The sequence below is a fragment of the Blautia sp. 1033sp1_1033st1_G9_1033SCRN_220408 genome (genome assembly GCF_040929965.1).
GTDB classification, from domain to species: domain Bacteria; phylum Bacillota; class Clostridia; order Lachnospirales; family Lachnospiraceae; genus Blautia_A; species Blautia_A ammoniilytica.
In genome coordinates this window covers 75,766-94,510 of sequence record NZ_JBFKZO010000013.1, presented here as the reverse complement: position 1 = coordinate 94,510, position 18,745 = coordinate 75,766, and the positions used below count along the sequence as shown (strand labels likewise).

Annotated in this window: 18 protein-coding genes; 12 read left to right on the top strand and 6 right to left on the bottom strand. The window is 42.7% G+C overall.

Annotation, left to right across the window (positions count from 1 at the left end; translation table 11 throughout):
- Both AB5916_RS10960 and AB5916_RS10955 read left to right on the top strand, forming a co-directional pair.
- Window positions 1–1,717, top strand: a 1,717-nt coding sequence (locus tag AB5916_RS10960) for a DUF5906 domain-containing protein (protein ID WP_368190806.1), incomplete at its 5' end; no start/stop codon positions are given.
- A gap of 219 nt (window positions 1,718–1,936) precedes the next feature.
- Complete coding sequence (locus AB5916_RS10955; RefSeq protein WP_368190805.1) at window positions 1,937–2,428, top strand: hypothetical protein; 492 nt, start codon at window positions 1,937–1,939, stop codon at window positions 2,426–2,428.
- 284 nt (window positions 2,429–2,712) lie between these two features.
- On the opposite strand, the gene sdaAA is transcribed toward AB5916_RS10955, so the two are convergent.
- The 3 genes from sdaAA to AB5916_RS10940 all read right to left on the bottom strand — a co-directional run bounded on the left by sdaAA (window position 2,713) and on the right by AB5916_RS10940 (window position 4,888).
- Window positions 2,713–3,594, bottom strand: coding sequence for an L-serine ammonia-lyase, iron-sulfur-dependent, subunit alpha (gene sdaAA / locus AB5916_RS10950; protein ID WP_368190804.1), 882 nt, complete (start codon window positions 3,592–3,594; stop codon window positions 2,713–2,715).
- Between the two features lie 74 nt (window positions 3,595–3,668).
- Window positions 3,669–4,328 carry an L-serine ammonia-lyase, iron-sulfur-dependent subunit beta gene (gene sdaAB, locus AB5916_RS10945; RefSeq protein ID WP_158420616.1) on the bottom strand — a complete coding sequence of 220 codons (660 nt, stop codon included), beginning with the start codon at window positions 4,326–4,328 and terminating at the stop codon, window positions 3,669–3,671.
- A gap of 341 nt (window positions 4,329–4,669) precedes the next feature.
- Window positions 4,670–4,888, bottom strand: a complete 219-nt coding sequence (locus AB5916_RS10940) for a helix-turn-helix transcriptional regulator (protein ID WP_158420617.1) — start codon at window positions 4,886–4,888, stop codon at window positions 4,670–4,672.
- A 111-nt stretch (window positions 4,889–4,999) separates the two neighbouring features.
- Between AB5916_RS10940 and AB5916_RS10935 the strand changes: the two genes are divergently transcribed.
- The 7 genes from AB5916_RS10935 (at window position 5,000) to AB5916_RS10905 (ending at window position 13,097) form a co-directional block, all read left to right on the top strand.
- Window positions 5,000–5,230 (top strand): hypothetical protein, encoded by a 231-nt coding sequence (locus AB5916_RS10935; RefSeq protein ID WP_368190802.1) that lies wholly within the window; start codon window positions 5,000–5,002, stop codon window positions 5,228–5,230.
- 158 nt (window positions 5,231–5,388) lie between these two features.
- A complete protein-coding gene (locus AB5916_RS10930; protein WP_158420619.1) occupies window positions 5,389–6,684 on the top strand; it encodes a homoserine dehydrogenase in 1,296 nt (431 codons plus the stop codon).
- Window positions 6,685–6,702: 18 nt separating this feature from the next.
- Window positions 6,703–8,244 (top strand): 2,3-bisphosphoglycerate-independent phosphoglycerate mutase, encoded by a 1,542-nt coding sequence (gpmI, locus tag AB5916_RS10925; protein ID WP_368190799.1) that lies wholly within the window; start codon window positions 6,703–6,705, stop codon window positions 8,242–8,244.
- Between the two features lie 172 nt (window positions 8,245–8,416).
- Entirely contained in the window at window positions 8,417–9,769 is a 1,353-nt protein-coding gene (locus AB5916_RS10920; protein WP_368190797.1) for an MATE family efflux transporter, read from the top strand.
- Window positions 9,762–10,715 carry a dipeptidase gene (locus tag AB5916_RS10915; protein ID WP_368190795.1) on the top strand — a complete coding sequence of 318 codons (954 nt, stop codon included), beginning with the start codon at window positions 9,762–9,764 and terminating at the stop codon, window positions 10,713–10,715. The genes AB5916_RS10920 and AB5916_RS10915 overlap by 8 nt, the downstream gene beginning before the upstream one ends.
- Window positions 10,716–10,876: 161 nt before the next feature.
- Window positions 10,877–12,763 carry a L,D-transpeptidase family protein gene (locus tag AB5916_RS10910; RefSeq protein ID WP_368190793.1) on the top strand — a complete coding sequence of 629 codons (1,887 nt, stop codon included), beginning with the start codon at window positions 10,877–10,879 and terminating at the stop codon, window positions 12,761–12,763.
- 40 nt (window positions 12,764–12,803) lie between these two features.
- On the top strand, window positions 12,804–13,097 hold the full coding sequence (locus AB5916_RS10905; RefSeq protein ID WP_158420623.1) for a DUF3784 domain-containing protein: 294 nt from the start codon (window positions 12,804–12,806) through the stop codon (window positions 13,095–13,097).
- Window positions 13,098–13,115: 18 nt separating this feature from the next.
- On the opposite strand, the gene AB5916_RS10900 is transcribed toward AB5916_RS10905, so the two are convergent.
- Complete coding sequence (locus AB5916_RS10900) at window positions 13,116–13,736, bottom strand: HAD family hydrolase (protein ID WP_368190790.1); 621 nt, start codon at window positions 13,734–13,736, stop codon at window positions 13,116–13,118.
- 332 nt (window positions 13,737–14,068) lie between these two features.
- Between AB5916_RS10900 and sfsA the strand changes: the two genes are divergently transcribed.
- From sfsA to AB5916_RS10885, 3 genes are all read left to right on the top strand, one after another.
- Entirely contained in the window at window positions 14,069–14,764 is a 696-nt protein-coding gene (gene sfsA, locus AB5916_RS10895; RefSeq protein ID WP_368190787.1) for a DNA/RNA nuclease SfsA, read from the top strand.
- The gene (gene mutY / locus AB5916_RS10890) at window positions 14,757–15,821 is read left to right on the top strand and encodes an A/G-specific adenine glycosylase (protein ID WP_368190784.1); all 1,065 of its coding nucleotides are present in this window, start codon (window positions 14,757–14,759) and stop codon (window positions 15,819–15,821) included. The genes sfsA and mutY overlap by 8 nt, the downstream gene beginning before the upstream one ends.
- A gap of 88 nt (window positions 15,822–15,909) precedes the next feature.
- Complete coding sequence (locus AB5916_RS10885) at window positions 15,910–16,926, top strand: glycosyltransferase family 2 protein (protein WP_368190782.1); 1,017 nt, start codon at window positions 15,910–15,912, stop codon at window positions 16,924–16,926.
- 134 nt (window positions 16,927–17,060) lie between these two features.
- Here the strand turns inward: AB5916_RS10885 and AB5916_RS10880 are convergent, their stop codons facing one another.
- Window positions 17,061–17,756 (bottom strand): phosphatase PAP2 family protein, encoded by a 696-nt coding sequence (locus tag AB5916_RS10880; RefSeq protein ID WP_158420627.1) that lies wholly within the window; start codon window positions 17,754–17,756, stop codon window positions 17,061–17,063.
- A 32-nt stretch (window positions 17,757–17,788) separates the two neighbouring features.
- Window positions 17,789–18,721 (bottom strand): diacylglycerol kinase family protein, encoded by a 933-nt coding sequence (locus AB5916_RS10875; RefSeq protein ID WP_158420628.1) that lies wholly within the window; start codon window positions 18,719–18,721, stop codon window positions 17,789–17,791.
- Between the last annotated feature and the right edge of the window lie 24 nt (window positions 18,722–18,745).

Below are 18,745 nucleotides of genomic sequence, written 5' to 3'. Positions count from 1 at the left end.
GCCGGAGCCATATTCTGCTGAAGGTATGGTGAAAGCCCTGGAAGAAGTCGCTGCTGAATCGGGAGCGGAGGAGGAGCTGGAGCCATATTCTGCTGAAAGTATGGTGAAAGCCCTGGAAGAAGTCATTGATACATCAGAAGCTAATGTTGAAATGGACTCACAGAAGAGAGAGTTACAAAATAAGACATTTTCAAATAAGCTGATTGTTCCTGTTTGCAGAAGATCAAAAATCTCGAAAGAGACTATACTGCCTGTAGCGAAGCCTACAGGTGGTGTGAAAAAGCTTTCAAAAGAGAATTCTTTTTCAATTGAAGATTTCAGTGTCTACGAATTTGCCCAAAGCATTCTGGAAAAATACAGCATATACCATTTGGATCCCTCCGAGCGAACTCTCTGGATACATAACGGTAAGGTTTATGAGCCCTTAAACGACAGGAAACTTGGTGATCTTATTTATATGGAACTTCCAAAAGAAATAAAGATAATCACGAAATCTAGTAAGAAACTAATAAATGATACTATAGAGTATATTACCAAAGAGTGTACGGCGAGTCCGATAGACATTAAACTGTCCAGTAAATATTACAAAACGTTTACTGAGAAAGATATACGTAGCATATATAATCAGGTGGTATTAGAGAACGGAATCTATGATGCTAAGACTGGAGAATTTCAGCAGAATTTTGATGCCACGAAACCGTATTATTATGTAATCCACGCTAAATATTTAGAAGAAGCATCTGATGATGAGCTAGAGACTCCATATTTTGATCAACTTCTGATTGATGCCACTGGGGGAGATGAGGCTTCTATCGAAATGATAATAGAGGCACTGGGAATGCTTCTGTTGCCTAACAAATGTAAGAAATTTGTTGTGGCTGGAAATGCTTCTAATTCAGGAAAATCGGTGATATTCGGGCATTTTCTAGATAGCTTGTTTGATGGAACGAGGATTTCAAGAGTAGATTCCTCCAAATTAGGTGGAAGATTTGCTCTAGGAAATTGTGCGGATAAATTACTGATATCTTGTCTCGATATAGACGAGAAAGCACTTTCTCCCAAAGCTGTAGGCATCATAAAAAGAGCTACGGGTGAATACAAGATATCAGTAGAAGCAAAATATAAAGATGCAGAAGAAATTATTGTCAGATTTAAATTTGTTTTTGCAACGAATTTTGGCTTTTCTTCTCAGAGATATGATCCAGGGCTGGTAAATCGGATAATTGCATTGCCATTTATCCATGAGACACTAGAAAAGGATCAATGTGCAGACCTACCAGAACGGTTACAGGAAGAAAAAGATAAAATTGTGACCAAGATTCTGCGTAAGATGAAAGACATTATTGATTCAGATGGAAGCATTGTAATTAATGAATCCACCTTATCTCAGGCGCTGAAAACTGAATGGACTATAGCCAATACTTTTTTTGCTGATTTCTGTGAACAGTGTCTGGAGGTTACTGATTCTGAAGACGATTATGTTAGCCTGGACGAATTGTATACGGCATATAAGAGGTTCTGTGTGTTTAAAAAAGATATTTCTTCTATAAAAGAAAAGTATGAAATACTTACAAAAACCGCATTTGATAAATGCTTTAGGGAGAAATATGAGATTGATGAGTCTGATGCAGTGCAGTATGTGCGGAGAAGACGCTTTGGAAATGAGGAGTACAAACACCCTGTAAGGCGAATAATAAAAATTCGACTATTAAATTAGGGGTGGCACAGTGGCACACGTGGCACAGGCACCGCGGGCGTAATGTCCGCGGAAACTATGATATATCATTTTTATGGAGTTACATAGGGTAAAGGACATTGGTTGTATGAGCCAAAGGAATCAGTGTAACCAAGCTATGAAAAACCATTTTTATGGAAGTAAAAACAGAGAAAGGGGACTTTTAAAATGAGAAGAGCTGTACAAACAGGAGGACAAGACATGAGCTATGAGTTTAGTGAACTGGCATTGCAGAATGATTGGGGAAACTATACCGTTGATGATTACCTTAGATCATTTGCAATCCGATCATATGGTGAAGATATTCCGTATAAGACAGAAGCTATGCATGACACTAAACAGGAGCCAGCACCAGGGAAATCTAATAGTCAAAAGCCAGAGCAAACAATATCTGGCTTGAACAATGGACAGAACTATGCTACACTGACTAAAGAACAGCTGATGGCAGTGTGCATTGACAAGGATGCGATAATAGAGTCCTGTGTTAAGTCACTCAAGGATCAGTGTCCTAAGATGCTCGGCAAGAAAGAAATTATGGATGTTTACCATTGTGAGAGTGATAAAGCACTACGAATCTTGAAGCTGATGTTTCAGATGGGGTATGGAAACAAGATCGGAAAAGAGTATTATGTGTCCCAGAAAGCGCAGGAAGATTTCCTGAAAAACATGGTCGGAAAAGAGGTCTACATATAACATTTGGAAGTGTTTGGGACTGGTGTAACTATCACGAATAATTATCACTTTTTGAATCTGGTGTCCGCAACATCAGTAAAATCAATGGTTTCACGTATGACTTATGTGGAGTCGTAAACTACAAGAAATAAGGACCAGCGGTTTGTGATCGCTGTATCTGAATAAGAAATAATGAAATGCCCCTATATACGGTGGCAATCAGTAGATTTTACTGATTGAACTACTGTTATAGGGGCGTTTTTGTAAAGTGTTATATTTGTAAAAATAGCGAAGAAACTCCGCAGCTATTCTCCGAAAACCTGTGTATGCAGTTTACGGCCTGTGGGTGTGGCTGCAAGACCACCATCAGCAGTTTCTTTTAAGGCGGCAGGCATAACGTCGCCAATCTTTTTCATACTCCAAATCACTTCGTCTGCAGGAATAGCACTTTTGATCCCTGCAAGAGCCAGTTCCGCAGCTGTAAAAGCACCGGTAACTCCGGAAGCATTCCGTTTGATACAGGGGATTTCTACAAGACCGGCTACAGGGTCACATACAAGGCCCAGAATGTTTTTCAGGGCAATGGCGACAGCAGAACCTACCATTTCCGGTGTTCCCCCGGCAAGTTCCACAATAGCGGCAGCGGCCATGGCAGATGCAGAACCACACTCCGCCTGGCAGCCACCTCTGGCTCCTGCCAGAGAAGCATTGTTGGCAATTACCATTCCTATGGCAGAAGCAGTGAAAAGGGACATAACGCACTGCTTTTCAGACAGATGTTTTTCTTCTTCCATAGTCAGGACAGCAGCTGGAAGAATCCCACAACTTCCGGCTGTAGGGGCCGCCACGATCCGGCCCATGGAAGCATTCAGTTCAGAAACAGCCAGCGCACGGTAAAGTGCACCGCCAATCAGAGAACCGGTAAGGTTCTCTTTTTTTTCTACAGATCGTTTCATTTTCCAGGCGTCGCCTCCTGTAAGACCACTGGTACTTCTCAGGTCTTTGGCACAGCCAGGTGTGATACAGGATTTCATTACCTGGTAATTATTCAGCATTTTCTTATAAAGTTCCTGCTGGGAAAGTTCCAGTTGTTGTGCCTGCTGGTTTAATACCAGGGAAGAAATGGTGACTTTATTTTTGATGGCTTCCTGTATCAGCTGGGACACAGAAGAATAGTTAAGCTCCATGAGAAAGAAAACCTCCTGTTACAATTTTCAATAGATGCCCATGCCTGAGCACACAACTTTTGATGTGGCAATCATTAAATTGGCTGCAGCATAATGCTGGAATAAATATTGGGAAGCCCCTGGATCTTTTCGTTGATGGCAGTCCCAAGATTGCCGTCCACTTCAATGGTCATGACGGCCTGTCCGCCTCTGGATTCCCTGGAAAGCCGGAAATTACAGATATTGACTCCATAGCCTGCCACCAGTTCAGTAACAGCGGCAATCGTACCGGGAGCGTCTTTGTGTAGAATGATCAGTGTAGTCTTTTCACCGGTAAGGGAAACTTCCATTCCATTAATCCGTGTAACAAGAATATTTCCACCACCTGTACTGCTTCCAAGCAGGGATACCTGCTTTCCGTCTTTCCCGATCAGAGTGATCTGTGCAGTGTTAGGATGAGCACCATCGATTTCTCCTGTTGTGATGGTAACGGCAAGTCCCTGTTTCCTGGCTTCATCCAGAGAAAAACGGATTCGTTCATCATCTGTCTGCATACCCAGGATGCCTGCCACCAGTGCTTTGTCTGTACCATGGCCTTTGTATGTTTTTGCAAAAGATCCATGGAGAAGTATGTTGGCAGATACCGGTTCCTGGCCAAGAAGAGCACGGGTGACAAGACCGATCCTGGCGGCTCCGGCTGTGTGAGAACTGGAAGGGCCGATCATAACAGGTCCTAAAATGTCAAATACATTCATAAGATAACCTCTCAATTCATATTGCAGCGGTTTCAGAGTATATATTCCCTAAACGAACGGAACAGCTGCAGTTTTTTATTCAGTTCAGTCCTGCTTTCATTATATCCACAAATTGAGAAATAAAAAAGGATTATTTTCAGAAAAAAGAAAGAATTTCAAGATTTTTCGTAGATGAAATCAGACTATTTTAGATGATAAAGCCACGTGACATAGGGAACTTATAAAATGCAGTGGGAATTACAGTGAATGAAATAGACCATATTGCTCTAATGACAGGTACAAAACAAAAAAGGAATAGGATACGGAAATGCAAACAAAAATACAGATAGAGAACTGTAGTATTAATGCTTTTGCAAAGGTGGATCCGGAACATGCTCTACAATGTCTTCAATGTTGCAGTCCAGGATAGTGCATATACGATCCAGAGTATAGATTTCTATGTTTTTATTCTTACGGAAACGATCCAGCAGTGAGCGGTCGATTCCGTAGTAAGTATAAAGTGCGTACTGGGAAATGCCACGCTTTTTCATTGTTTCCCATAAGCGGTCATATTTTATCATATAGACATACCGTCCAATTTGTTCTTGATATAAGGTAATTATCAATGTAAAATTGTATTAATCATAGTGTGTATATAACTACCCTATTAGCAGGAAAAGGAGAAGATGTTTATGAAGATATGTAAAAGAATTGTGGCTGTGGCTGTTACTATGTTTTTTTCCTTTTTGTTGTTTTCTCTTTTGACAGTGGGTATTCCGGAAGAGTGCATAGAATCGGGATACAGGATCAAAGCCGGATTTCTGTCTTTTGGAATATGTTTTCTGGTGTATGGATGTTTTTGCTATATTGGTTTTCTACAGCGTCAGTTGGAGGAAGAAGTAAAGAAAAATGAACATGTTTGAACTGAACAGTGCCTGTTTTCAAGGCTCTCATGCTTGACAAATCCCTGTTTCTGCCATACTATTAAAGGCGCAGCAGATCCATCTGTGTTTTTACAGACAGCGCAGCGGATCTTAAGTAGAACGCTGTGTACAGTAAGAATACAAAAAGGGGGACTCCGATGGAAGAAAGAGTCATAAAAGCAGCCCTTTTGGGGCTGGGCACTGTTGGAACAGGTGTATATAAAGTATTGAAAAACCAGGAAGAAGAGATGACAGCAAAGCTTGGATGCAAGGTGAAGATTTCCCGGATCCTTGTGCGAAATCTTGAAAAAGCTGCCAGGAAGCTGGGAGATGATTCTCTTCTTACCAATGACTGGAAGGAGATCGTTGCCGATCCTTCCATAGAGATCGTCATCGAGGTAATGGGCGGCATCCATCCTGCAAAAGAGTACATTCTGGATGCGCTTAAGGCTGGTAAGCATGTGGTGACTGCTAATAAAGACCTAATCGCAGTACATGGACGGGAGCTTCTGGAAGCTGCTGGGGAGACGAAAGCAGACTTTATGTTTGAAGCAGCGGTAGCAGGAGGCATTCCTATCATTGGGCCGCTGAAGCAGAGTCTTGCCGGCAATCATATGACAGAGGTTATGGGTATTGTAAATGGTACTACCAACTTTATCCTCACCAGGATGACCCAGGATGGTATGGAATTTAAGGATGCTCTTGCCCTTGCTACAGAGCTTGGGTATGCAGAGGCAGATCCTACCGCAGATATTGACGGACTGGACGCAGGGCGGAAGGTGGCAATTCTCGCTTCTGTTGCATTTAATTCCAGAGTTGTGTTTGATGATGTGTATATTGAAGGAATTACCAAGATTTCTGCAAAGGATATCCGTTATGCAAAAGAGATGGGATGCGATATAAAGCTTCTTGGTGTGGCAAGGAATACAGAAGAAGGGGTAGAGGCATATGTGTGCCCTATGTTGATCCCAAGTACTCATCCGCTGGCTACAGTAAATGATTCCTATAATGCAGTATTTGTTCATGGAGATGCTGTGGAGGATGCTATGTTCTTTGGACGAGGTGCAGGAGAAATGCCTACAGCAAGTGCTGTTGTGGGGGATATTTTTGAGATCGTACGCAATATCCTGGCAGGATGCTGCGGACGGATTGGATGTACCTGCTATAAGCAGCTTCCAGTGAAAAAAATGGAAAGCACCTATAATCGGTATTTCCTCAGACTCCATGTGGAAGACAAGTGTGGTGTGCTGGCTGAGATGACAGAGGTTTTTGCAAAATATCATGTAAGTGTTGCACAGATCATTCAGAAAGAGCGCAAGGATGATGACTGTGCAGAAGTAGTTGTGATCACTGCAAAAGTACGGGAGGGCGATTTCAAGACAGCTATCCAGGAATTATCTAACCGTGCTTCTGTGAAACGGATTTCAAAGACAATCCGTGTATATGGAAATTGACATGCGAAAGGAGAAATTATGAGTAAAAAACCAACCGTATTAATGATTCTTGATGGTTATGGATTAAATGAAAGACATGACGGAAATGCAGTATATGAGGCTGCTACTCCTGTGATGGATAAGTTGATGGCTCAGTATCCATTTGTCAAAGGAAACGCCAGCGGACTGGCAGTAGGTCTTCCGGAAGGCCAGATGGGTAACTCCGAAGTTGGACATATGAATATGGGCGCAGGCCGTATTGTATATCAGGAACTTACAAGGATCACAAAAGAGATCCAGGATGGTGACTTCTTTAAGAATGAAGCACTTCTTACAGCTATGAAAAATGCAAAAGACAACGATTCTGCCATTCATTTCATGGGACTTCTTTCTGATGGCGGTGTGCACAGCCATATCACACATCTGTTCGGACTTCTGGAAATGGCCAAAAGAGAAGGCCTGAAAAAGGTTTATGTACATTGCTTCCTTGATGGCCGTGATACACCGCCTGCATCAGGAAAAGGATATATTGAAGAACTTCAGAAGAAGATGGATGAGATCGGTGTAGGACAGATCGGTGTTGTATCCGGACGTTATTATGCAATGGACCGTGATAATCGCTGGGATCGTGTGGAACTGGCTTACAAGGCTCTTACAAAGGGTGAAGGCGTAGAAGGCACAGATGCTGCACAGGCAGTACAGGCTTCCTATGACAATGGAAAAACAGATGAGTTTGTTCTTCCTACAGTGATCAAGAAAAATGGACAGCCGGTAGCCGTTGTTTCTGATAAAGATTCCGTAGTATTCTTTAACTTCCGTCCAGACCGTGCACGTGAGATCACAAGAGCTTTCTGTTCAGATGATTTTACAGGCTTTGAACGTGAGAAGAGATTGGATCTTACTTATGTATGCTTTACAGATTATGATGATACCATTCCAAACAAGCTGGTAGCTTTCCATAAGGTGGCACTTCACAATACCTTTGGTGAATATCTTGCAGCTCATAATATGACCCAGGCCCGTATTGCTGAGACTGAGAAGTATGCACACGTAACCTTTTTCTTTAACGGCGGTGTGGAAGAGCCGAATAAAGGTGAGGACAGGATCCTTGTAAAATCACCTAAGGTTCCTACTTATGATATGCAGCCTGAGATGAGCGCACCTGAGGTATGTGATAAACTGGTAGATGCCATCCGTTCACAGAAGTATGATGTGATCATTATCAACTTTGCTAATCCGGATATGGTAGGCCATACAGGTGTTGAGGCAGCTGCAATCAAGGCTGTGGAGACAGTAGATGCCTGCGTTGGAAAAGCAGTGGAAGCAGTGAAGGAAGTTGGCGGTCAAATGTTTATCTGTGCTGACCATGGTAATGCAGAGCAGTTGATCGACTATGAGACAGGTGAGCCATTTACCGCTCATACAACCAATCCGGTTCCGTTTATCCTGGTTAATGCTGATCCTAAATATACATTAAGAGAGAATGGATGCCTGGCAGATATTGTACCGACTTTGATTCAGCTGATGGGTATGGAACAGCCGGAAGAAATGACAGGAAAATCTCTTCTGGTCCAGAAATAATCCAGGATTTTATTATACACATAATTCACAAAAATTACGAAAAGATCATACTGAAAATACGCGAAAAAGCCCTTGCGGAAGCAGGGGCTTTTTGCTATAATCTCTCTGCTATTATGGATACACAGCAAAAATATACGGTTTTGGACAAATGTCTGTATAAGGAGGAATAAACATGCGGACAGATATGACTGCAGGAAAGCCGATGAAAATCTTACTGGATTTTACCATTCCAGTGTTTATCGGAAATGTATTTCAGCAGTTTTACAACATGGTAGATGCTATCATTGTAGGAAAGTTTGTGGGCACGAAGGCATTGGCAGCGGTTGGTTCCACAGGGACTATCATGTTTTTGATCCTTGGATTTCTGACTGGCCTTACCGCTGGCTTTACGGTTCTTACAGCACAGAAATTCGGTGCAGGGAAAATGGATGAAATGCGTCAGACAGTAGGAAATGCTGCGCTTTTGTCTATTGTTGTATCTGTAGTCATGACGGCTGTAAGTATGGCTGGAATGCACAGTCTTTTAAAGTTTATGAATACGCCGGCAGATATTTTCAAAGATGCCTATGCGTATATCATGATCATTTGCGGTGGGATTTTTGCACAGGTGTTGTACAATCTTCTGGCAAGTATCCTGAGAGCACTAGGCAATAGTAAAACACCTTTATATTTCCTGATCCTGGCAGCACTTTTAAATATTGTTCTGGATCTTGTTTTTATTGTGATATTTCATATGGGGGCAGCAGGAGCAGCCTGGGCTACGGTGGTGTCACAGGGCGTTTCTGGTTTTCTGTGTCTGCTTTATATTATAAAGGCAGTGCCGGAACTGCATCTTTCCAGGGATGATTGGGAATACCGTCCCTATCTGGCAAAGAATCAGATCAGCGTAGGGATTCCCATGGGGCTTCAGTATTCCATTACAGCTATTGGGGCAATGATGGTGCAAAGTGCATTGAATATCTTGGGAGCCTATGCAGTTGCTGCATTTACAGCCGGGCAGAAAGTGGAAAATATATTTTCACAGGCATATGTGGCCCTGGGCACAGCAATGGCTACTTATAATGCACAGAATGTAGGAGCAGGAAATGTGCAAAGAGTGCGGGAAGGTTTTCGCAGTGCCAATATCATAGGAGTGTCCTATGCCATTATTACCGGTGCAATATTGATCTTCTGGGGGAAATATTTTGCATATCTTTTCATTTCAGATAATATCGATTCTGTACTGCCTATGGTGGATACATATGTAAAATGTGTGGGATTTTTCATGATTCCTCTGCATTTTGTAAATGTGCTTCGAAACGGGATCCAGGGTATGGGATATGGCCTTCTGCCTATGATGTCCGGTGTGGCAGAGCTTGTGGGCAGAGGTGTGACAGCTGTGGTGGCTGCGCATAAGAAGAGCTACGCAGGAGCCTGTCTTGCAAGCCCGGCAGCCTGGATAGTGGCAACTATACTTCTGATCACCATGTATTTTTATGTGATCAAAGATACAGAAAGAAAACTTGGGAGAACAACAAATGATTGATTTACATTGTGATACAGTATCAAAACTGGCATCGGTTTTTCACAGGGGAGATCTGATGCATAATCCATACAGTGTGGATGTGGAACGGCTTGAGAAGGCAGGAGCACTGATACAGTGTTTTTCTACTTTTTTTGATGTAGGTAAATATGGAACCACCAGGCGGGATGAAAAGGCATATGTAACTGCTAATCATATGATCGATGTGTTTGAGAAAAATCTCAGACAGTGCCATGATAAAGTTATTTTTGTAAAAAAATGTGAGGATATCCGGCAGTGTATGGACACCGGCAAAACAGGGGTACTTTTAACAATGGAGGATGGGACTCCTGTAGGAAACAGTCTGGAAAAACTGCAGCATTTTTACAACAGAGGGATTCGCCTGATCACACTGACCTGGAATTATGAGAATGAGATCGGATATCCTAATTCCAATGATCCGGGAGTGATGGCCAGCGGTCTGAAAAGCTTTGGATTTCAGGCACTGGAAGAAATGAACCGCTTAGGCATCATTGTGGATGTTTCGCATTTGTCTGATGGTGGATTCTGGGATGTGGCAAAGCATACTCAGAAGCCTTTTATTGCATCTCACAGTAATGCAAGATCCATTACTGTTCATCCACGTAATCTTACAGATAGTATGATCACAGCGATTGCTGAAAAAGGTGGCGTGATCGGCCTGAATTTTTGCCCGGATTTTCTGGGAACAGACGGGAAAAGCAGTATAGCCCATATGCTTCAGCATATCCGACATATTTATCAGGTAGGTGGCGAAGATGTGCTGGCTTTGGGAACGGATTTTGATGGCATAGAGGGAAAGCTGCAGATCAAAAGCTGTGATGAATTGTACAAGCTTCGAGAAGCTCTTCTCCAGCACAAAATGCCAGAGCGGGTGATTGATAAAATGTGGCAGGGAAATGCATTGCGTGTTATGAAAGATATTCTGTAAAGCGGTAAAGAGAGATTACAAAAACGAACTGACTAAAGGATAAAATGGATAGGTAAGGATAAAATAAAGTTATAGTTTAAGTCACATAAAAAGAGAAAGTGTGTTATAATAACAGCACGTGACATTTTATGAGAGAGTGATTGCCATTGAGGAGAATATAGATGAGCAATAAAAAGAGAAGAAGCGGGGAAAGCCAGCCATCCATTGAAGACAGGATTAATGAAGCAATGGATCCGATCACAACAGACGAAGAGTACGAAGATGAGTATGAGGAGGAAGATTCGGAGTACGAGGACGAGTATGAAGAGGAAGACCCGGAGTACGAGGATGAGTATGAAGAGGAAGACCCGGAGTACGAGGACGAGTATGAAGAGGAAGACCCGGAGTACGAGGATGAGCATGAAGAGGAAGACCCGGAGTACGAGGACGAGCATGAAGAGGAAGACCCGGAGTACGAGGATGAGTATGAAGAGGATGTTCCTGGGCATAAGGAAGAAAAGAAGCAGCCTTCCCGGAAGCGTGTGCAGGAATCTTCATCCAGAAGGTCTGCCCGTCCAAAGAAAATCGCATATGTGCCCATCACAGATGAGGATTTGGATTCAGCAATAGTTCCCCGTAAGCATAAGAAAAAGCATAAAGGTCTGAAGGTTACAGGGATAGTAGCTGCAATGATGATCGTGTCTGCAGGCTGTGCTTATGCAGCTGTATCATACTACTATTCCAACCATTTTTTTCGTGGAACACAGATCAATGGTTTGGATTGCTCAGGCAAGACAGCCTATGAGGTGGAGCAGGCCATTGCAGGGCAGGTAGAGAACTATTCTATTCAGGTCCTGGCGAGAGACCAGGAGCCTGAGAGTATTTCAGGAAGCAGTATTAATTATCAGTATGCATCAGATGGTGAGATACTGGTGCTTTTAAAAAGCCAGAAGCCGTATGAGTGGATCCGTGGTTTTTTTGAAACCAGAAGCTACACCACCAAAGAAAATGCCACCTATGATAAGACTTTGCTGCAGAATCAGGTGAAGGCATTAAGCTGTGCAAAAGAAGAGAATCAAGTAAAGCCGGAAAATGCATATGTTGCTTTAAGCGGCAGTGAATTTCAGATCGTTCCTGAGACACAGGGTAGTGAACTGAAAGTAAAGGAAGCTTACAAGGTACTTGATGCGGCAGTGGCAGGCAGCCAGACTACTGTGGATCTGGGAAGTGATCCGGAGGTGTATGTTCAGGCAGCAGTTACCAGTGACAGTCCGGATCTGCAGGCTGCCAGAGATGCATATAATAATTATACAAAGGCAAGCATTACCTATACTTTTGGCGACCAGCAGGTTACGCTGGACGGAGGCACCCTGAAGGACTGGCTGGAAGTAGATGAGAAAGGTCAGCTGATCGGCGGAGATGATTCATCCTTTAAGCAGCATATTACAGATTTTGTGGCGCAGCTGGCAAAGGATCATGATACAGTTGGAACTACCAGAGAATTTCATACTACCAGCGGCCGGACAGTGTATGTATATAGCTCTGTTTATGGATGGGAGATCGACCAGGCACAGGAAGTAGAGCAGCTGACCCAGGAGATCAGCAGTGGTACTCAGACAGTCCGTGAGCCTGCATATTCAAAAAGAGCAGAATCTCACGGCTATAATGACCTGGGCAATACCTATATTGAGGTTGACCTGTCTGGACAGCATATGTATTATTATCAGGACGGAAGCATTATTTTTGATTCAGATATTGTTTCAGGGGATATGCAGTATGAGGATCGGAAGACTCCGGAAGGTATTTATACTTTGTACTGGAAGAAGAGCCCAGATGTATTAAGAGGCAAGCAGAAGCCAGACGGCACCTATGAATATGAGACACAGGTTACTTACTGGATGCCTTTTAACGGTGGCATAGGATTTCATGATGCATCCTGGCAGCCTTACTTTGGCGGTGACAGATATCTTTATGGAGGATCACACGGATGTATCAACATGCCTCCTGCCAATGCAGCGATCCTGTATAATATTATTCAATATGATGTACCGATCATTTGCTTTTATTAAGCAGGAATGGATGCATATTTAAAAAGATTGGAGAAGAACGATGGGGGAAACACTGGACATTTTTATTACTGTTGTGTCGCTGGTAGTGGGAGTTATGCTGCTTACAGGACATGGGGATTTTTTTATGAAGGGCGGAAATGCAGATTTACGGAAGAAGCTTTATGATGAAGAAAAATTACAGAGAGCTTCTGGGATCGGACTGCTTTGCTATGGTGCTGTTACAGGGATAAATATGCTTTTTCAGGGATTTACAGCATCCATTATTTATTTTGTAGTCATTCTTGTTATTTCAGCAGTTCTGATCTGGTACATTCGTACCAGATGCAGGAAATAATAACTGCCGCCAGCGGATCTACCTGCAGATCGTAAGCAGGTCCGCTGGTTTTTTTATGATATAGTCTGGATTTTCTACTGTTCCATAGCCGTAAGAGGCAAAGATAAAATCTACGCCGGCCTTTTGGCATGCTTCAAAATCCCCTTTGGTATCGCCTACGTATACAGGGGCGTGGAGATGATGCTTTTTTACAAGTGCCATAATGTTTTCTGCCTTGGCCTGTCCGGAGATACCTGGGCAGAGATAGTCTGTGATCATTGGGGCAAAGCCTGTCTTTTCCATAACAAGCTCAATATAGCCTGCCTGGCAGTTGCTTACAATAAAAAGAGGAAAACGGCCGGACAGTTCTTTTAGTACTTCCTCCATGTTTTCGTAAACAGGTGCACCTTCCTTTTTCAGGGCTTCGTGCTCCTTTTTACACAGAATATCGATCAGCTTAAGCTGGTCTTCCTGGGAAAGCGAAGGAAAAAGCTGTCTTGAAATATCGGGAAGAAGCTGACCGAATAAGGACTTCAACATAGGGGCTGTGATCACAGTATTCAGCTGCATATGTTCTTTCACATAATGGGTCCATGTCCTTGCTACCACTTCAGTAGCATCCCAGATAGTTCCGTCTACATCAAAAATGATTCCATCCATGAATATGTAACCTCACTTGTTTTTAGATAGCGCGTCCCAAGGTCATTTTCCTACCATTGTGCAGGCACAGGTGGGATCAGACCTTTTGACATTGTAATCATTTTATTAGAGACAGAAGAAAAAAGCAACTACCTTTTAGGAAAAGGCATATCAGCTGGGAGTCAATCCCCCAGCTGATATAGCCTCCGGCAGGATTGCAGAGGTGCGCAGGAGAAGTATGTCATGCAATTGCATGACGCGCACCTCGCAGCAAGAATGCCGAGGCATTCTTGAATATGACTTTTATAACTTTCACATTAGGAAAAATATAACAACAAGAAGATAGGAGAAAAATGAAATACGCACATATAGCAAGAGCAATATTTCTGGAAAGACCCAATCGTTTTATTGCAATTGTGGATATCCAGGGACAAAGAGAAACTGTTCATGTAAAGAATACAGGCAGGTGTAAGGAACTGCTGATTCCGGGCACAGAAGTGATTCTGGAGAAAAGTGACAATCCGGCACGGAAGACAGCATATGACCTGGTCTGTGTTTATAAAGGAAACAGACTGATCAATATGGATTCAGCAGCACCGAATCAGGCAGCTGCAGAATGGATACGGGAGGGAGGACTTTTTCCAGAAAAAGTAAGTGTGACAACTGAAAAAACTTTCGGTAATTCCCGTTTTGATATTTATGCAGAATCAGAAAAAAGAAAAGCATTTATAGAAGTGAAAGGCGTTACTCTTGAAGAAAATGGTGTGGTACGTTTTCCTGACGCACCTACCATAAGAGGGGTAAAGCATGTGGAGGAACTGATCCGATGTCTTGAAGAAGGATATGAGGCCTATCTTCTTCTGGTGATTCAGATGGAGCAGGTGCTTCGATTTGAACCGAACTGGAAAACACACCAGGCATTCGGAAGGGCGCTTGTGAAGGCACAGCAGGCAGGTGTGAAGATCCTGGCAAGAGAGTGTATTGTAACACCAGATGAGATGAAGATCAACAGTAAGGTGCCGGTTTTCTTGGAGGAGAGCAGTGAGTGAGCAGACAGTGAAAAAAGAAATTGTGGAGCCGCTTCTTACATGGTATAATGCAGTTAAGCGTAATTTACCATGGCGTGATAAAGATAATGCATATTATACCTGGGTATCTGAGATTATGCTTCAGCAGACAAGGGTTGAGGCAGTAAAGCCTTATTTCAATAGATTTATCAGCAGATTGCCAGATATCCAGAGCCTTGCCACCTGTCCGGAAGAAGAGCTTATGAAGCTGTGGGAAGGGCTTGGATATTATAGCAGGGTAAGGAATATGCAAAAGGCGGCAATTCAGATAGTGGAGCAGTATGACGGGCATTTGCCAAAGGATTTTGAGAAGCTTTTATCCTTAAAAGGGATTGGCCGGTATACAGCCGGGGCAATTGCTTCCATTGCTTACAGGATTCCTGTTCCTGCTGTGGATGGAAATGTGCTCCGGGTAGTGACAAGGCTTACAGAGAACCCACAGGATATTATGAAGACAGCAGTCCGTACAGAGATCGAGAAGCAGTTATCTGACATTATTCCGGTGCTGGCACCAGGGGATTTTAATCAGGCATTGATGGAGCTTGGAGCTATGGTCTGTGTACCATCAGGCTCACCTAAATGTAATATTTGTCCGGTAAAAGAGTTCTGCCGGGCATATATAAGCGGCCATCAGCAAGCATACCCTGTTAAAGCAAAGAAAAAATCAAGATCCATTGAAGAGAGGACAGTTCTGGTTATCCAGGATGGCTGCTGCACAGCACTGCGGAAGCGACCAGGGAAAGGGTTACTGGCCGGGCTTTATGAATTTCCCAATAGGCTGGGATACTATAGCAGAACACAGGTCCTGTCCTATGTGAGAGACTTGGGGTTGGATCCCTTATACATCCGTGAACTTCCTGATTCCAAGCATATCTTTTCTCATATTGAGTGGAGAATGAAAGCTTATCAGATCAAGGTGGCTTCATTGGACGGAGAACTGACACAGGACTTTTTCTTTGCAGGACGAGAGGAAACACAGCAACATTATGCCATACCGTCTGCATTCGAGGCATATTTAAAATATTTGAGAGAAGCGTAATGATCTGGCAGACAGTATTTTGCACATAATTGCCAGGACGCTGAACAGTTATCTTAAAATATCATAAGTTACAGGTGAGGAGAATTTTATGAAGTTATTAAGTATTGCTATTCCGTGCTACAATTCAGAGGCTTATATGGAGAAATGTATCAATTCTCTCCTTCTGGGGGGAGAGGAAGTGGAGATCCTGGTCGTGGATGATGGTTCTAGTGACAGGACTGCACAGATCGCAGATGAGTATGCAGAAAAGTATCCTACTATTGTACGTGCCCTTCATCAGGAGAACGGCGGCCATGGTGCAGCGGTAAATACCGGACTTAAGAATGCTACAGGGCTTTATTTTAAGGTGGTTGACAGTGATGACTGGGTGAATCGTGAATCCTATGAGAAGATTCTCCATACTCTGGAAGAATTGGTCAAGGGATCCCACACAGTAGATCTTCTGATCAGTAACTTCGTTTATGAGAAGCAGGGAGCTGTCAAGAAAAGAGTGATGCATTATAGACGTTGCTTTCCTACAGAAGAAGTTTTTACCTGGGATCAGGTAAAGCATATGCCAAAAGGCAAGTACCTGCTGATGCATTCACTGATCTACAGGACAAAGCTTCTGGTTGACTGTGGATTAGAGCTTCCCAGACATACCTTCTATGTGGATAACATTTTTGCATTTGATCCTCTTCCCTATGTGAAGACCATGTATTATGTGGATACTAATTTCTACAGATACTTTATAGGCCGGGATGACCAGTCTGTTAATGAAACAGTAATGATCCGCAGGATTGACCAGCAGATCAGAGTAAATAAGCTGATGGTGGATTCTTATACAAAGCATACGTCCATGAACAAAAGAACCAGAAAGTATATGATCAGTTATCTGGATATTATTACCACTGTTTCTTCTATTATGCTGATCCGTTCAGGCACAGCAGAGGCACTGGAAAAGAAGAAAGAGCTTTTAACATATATCAAGGATACCAACAGATCACTGTATTCAAGGCTGCGTTTTGGCCTGATGGGGAATTTCATGAACCTGCCGGGAAGAGGCGGAAGAAAGATCTCTGTGGCAGCTTACAAACTGTGTCAGAAATTCTACGGATTTAACTAAGAGATGCATTACAGACATGACAGAGTCTGTACCTGCATAAGATAAGGCAATAAGAGAGATAATGAAAGGGCTGCAACCCGGAGTGCAAAGGCATTCTTGATCCGGTGTTGCAGCCCTTATAACATACTGTGGAATCAGAATTTCCTGTGTTTTTCTTTGCTGATGCTTTCAAAAACAACTTTCTTGTGTGCATGTACAGTAGTCTTTTGCGGATAGAAAAACAGATATCCGAAAAGCGCAAGAGTGGAACCAAGGCACACATCGATTACAGAATGCTGCTTCAAAAACATGGTAGACATAATGATCAGTATAGTAAGGGTCAGAGAACCGATCCGGACACCTTTACGATCTTTTAGTGACTGACAATTGGAAAGGGACATGTGAATCGCTAGAGAATTAAACACATGGATACTGGGAAGCACATTAGTAGGTGTATCTGTTCTGTAAATAAACTTTACAAGGTCTGTAAAAATATTATCTCTGGGAAATTCATGAGGTCTTAAGTGAAGTACATTGGGATACACATAAGATACGATCAGAAAAATAGTCATTCCCATCATTAGATTAAAAATCAGCTGATAATATTCTTTTTTGTTGTTGTTCTTAAAGATGAAGTACCATATGGTCATAATCATATATGGAAACCATAACAAGTATGGAACGATAAAGTACTCACAAAATGGTATGTAACTATCAAATACAGTATCGATCACATGATATTGATAACTGAATACAGTGCGGTTCTCCAGATAATTGAACGTGATCAGATATAGAAGCGCATAAATGGCGATCACAAGACCATGCCTGTATTTTTTAATGAATTTTATCATGTAAATTTATTCACTCCTTTTAAACGTAGAGATTATACCATAGGCATAATCACTTTTAAAGAATTGTTTTCAAGGAAAATGGAGATTTTATCGGAAATGCCACCGGATTCTCCGTCTTTGTGCACAGAAACCGGGGCACTGGTATTAATATCTATGCTTTTACAACGGAAAATATGTATGCCCTTGACGTGAACATGTTTACCGAAAAAGGCAGTAGGGAGCATCAGAAGAAGCTTCAGCTTGCTCATGCCTTCAGCTGTGATCACATCCAGCATACCATCCTGGGGACTGGCATCCGGACAGAATTTAAAACCGCCTCCTTCATATTTCTGGTTCATAACTGCAGTAAAATATACATTGTCATAGTGGTATATCCTGTCTCCATCCATATGTAACGTCATGGAGAAAAGATGAAGGAACATCAGCTTTTTTAAAGCTATAAAAAGATAGATCAGCTTGCCAAGGTGCAGACGGTTGAAAATCTTTTTGAAGGGAGTAGAAAGCACCTCCTGACATACTGCTGCGTCATATCCCATCCCGGCACTGATACCAAATCGGTATTTACTGCCCTCTGAAGAAATACAGGGAACATCCATCTCCATGATCCGATCCTGGCGGATAATGGAAGTAAGGGCCGCATCCGGATCCTTGGGAAGGGCCATGCCTCTACAGAAATCATTTCCTGAACCGGTGGGAATATAGCCGAAGATCACACTGCGAAGATCACTGATCCCGGTAAGTACCTCATAAATGGTACCGTCTCCGCCTACTGTCACCAGTGTTACAGGAGCATCTGGAGTACCAAGACTGCTGATTTGTCTGGAAAGAGTGGTGGCATGTCCTACGTGCTCTGTAAGATAACTGCGAAATTCAATATTCTGCTGAAGCAGCCGCGCCCGCAGGTTGTTCCAGATACACTTGCCCATGCCAGATCTGGATTTGGGGTTCACTATAAAGTAATACATTTTTCTCTCCCTGTGTTTACTGCT

Coding starts and splice junctions, on each gene's coding strand:
- gpmI (WP_368190799.1), top strand. CDS start 6,703: ATGAGTAAAAAACCAACCGTATTAATGATTCTTGATGGTTATGGATTA.
- AB5916_RS10910 (WP_368190793.1), top strand. CDS start 10,877: ATGAGCAATAAAAAGAGAAGAAGCGGGGAAAGCCAGCCATCCATTGAA.
- AB5916_RS10955 (WP_368190805.1), top strand. CDS start 1,937: ATGAGCTATGAGTTTAGTGAACTGGCATTGCAGAATGATTGGGGAAAC.
- AB5916_RS10905 (WP_158420623.1), top strand. CDS start 12,804: ATGGGGGAAACACTGGACATTTTTATTACTGTTGTGTCGCTGGTAGTG.
- AB5916_RS10940 (WP_158420617.1), bottom strand. CDS start 4,888: ATGATAAAATATGACCGCTTATGGGAAACAATGAAAAAGCGTGGCATT.
- AB5916_RS10915 (WP_368190795.1), top strand. CDS start 9,762: ATGATTGATTTACATTGTGATACAGTATCAAAACTGGCATCGGTTTTT.
- sdaAB (WP_158420616.1), bottom strand. CDS start 4,328: ATGAATGTATTTGACATTTTAGGACCTGTTATGATCGGCCCTTCCAGT.
- AB5916_RS10875 (WP_158420628.1), bottom strand. CDS start 18,721: ATGTATTACTTTATAGTGAACCCCAAATCCAGATCTGGCATGGGCAAG.
- AB5916_RS10930 (WP_158420619.1), top strand. CDS start 5,389: ATGGAAGAAAGAGTCATAAAAGCAGCCCTTTTGGGGCTGGGCACTGTT.
- AB5916_RS10900 (WP_368190790.1), bottom strand. CDS start 13,736: ATGGATGGAATCATTTTTGATGTAGACGGAACTATCTGGGATGCTACT.
- sdaAA (WP_368190804.1), bottom strand. CDS start 3,594: ATGGAGCTTAACTATTCTTCTGTGTCCCAGCTGATACAGGAAGCCATC.
- AB5916_RS10885 (WP_368190782.1), top strand. CDS start 15,910: ATGAAGTTATTAAGTATTGCTATTCCGTGCTACAATTCAGAGGCTTAT.
- sfsA (WP_368190787.1), top strand. CDS start 14,069: ATGAAATACGCACATATAGCAAGAGCAATATTTCTGGAAAGACCCAAT.
- AB5916_RS10880 (WP_158420627.1), bottom strand. CDS start 17,756: ATGATAAAATTCATTAAAAAATACAGGCATGGTCTTGTGATCGCCATT.
- AB5916_RS10935 (WP_368190802.1), top strand. CDS start 5,000: ATGAAGATATGTAAAAGAATTGTGGCTGTGGCTGTTACTATGTTTTTT.
- AB5916_RS10920 (WP_368190797.1), top strand. CDS start 8,417: ATGCGGACAGATATGACTGCAGGAAAGCCGATGAAAATCTTACTGGAT.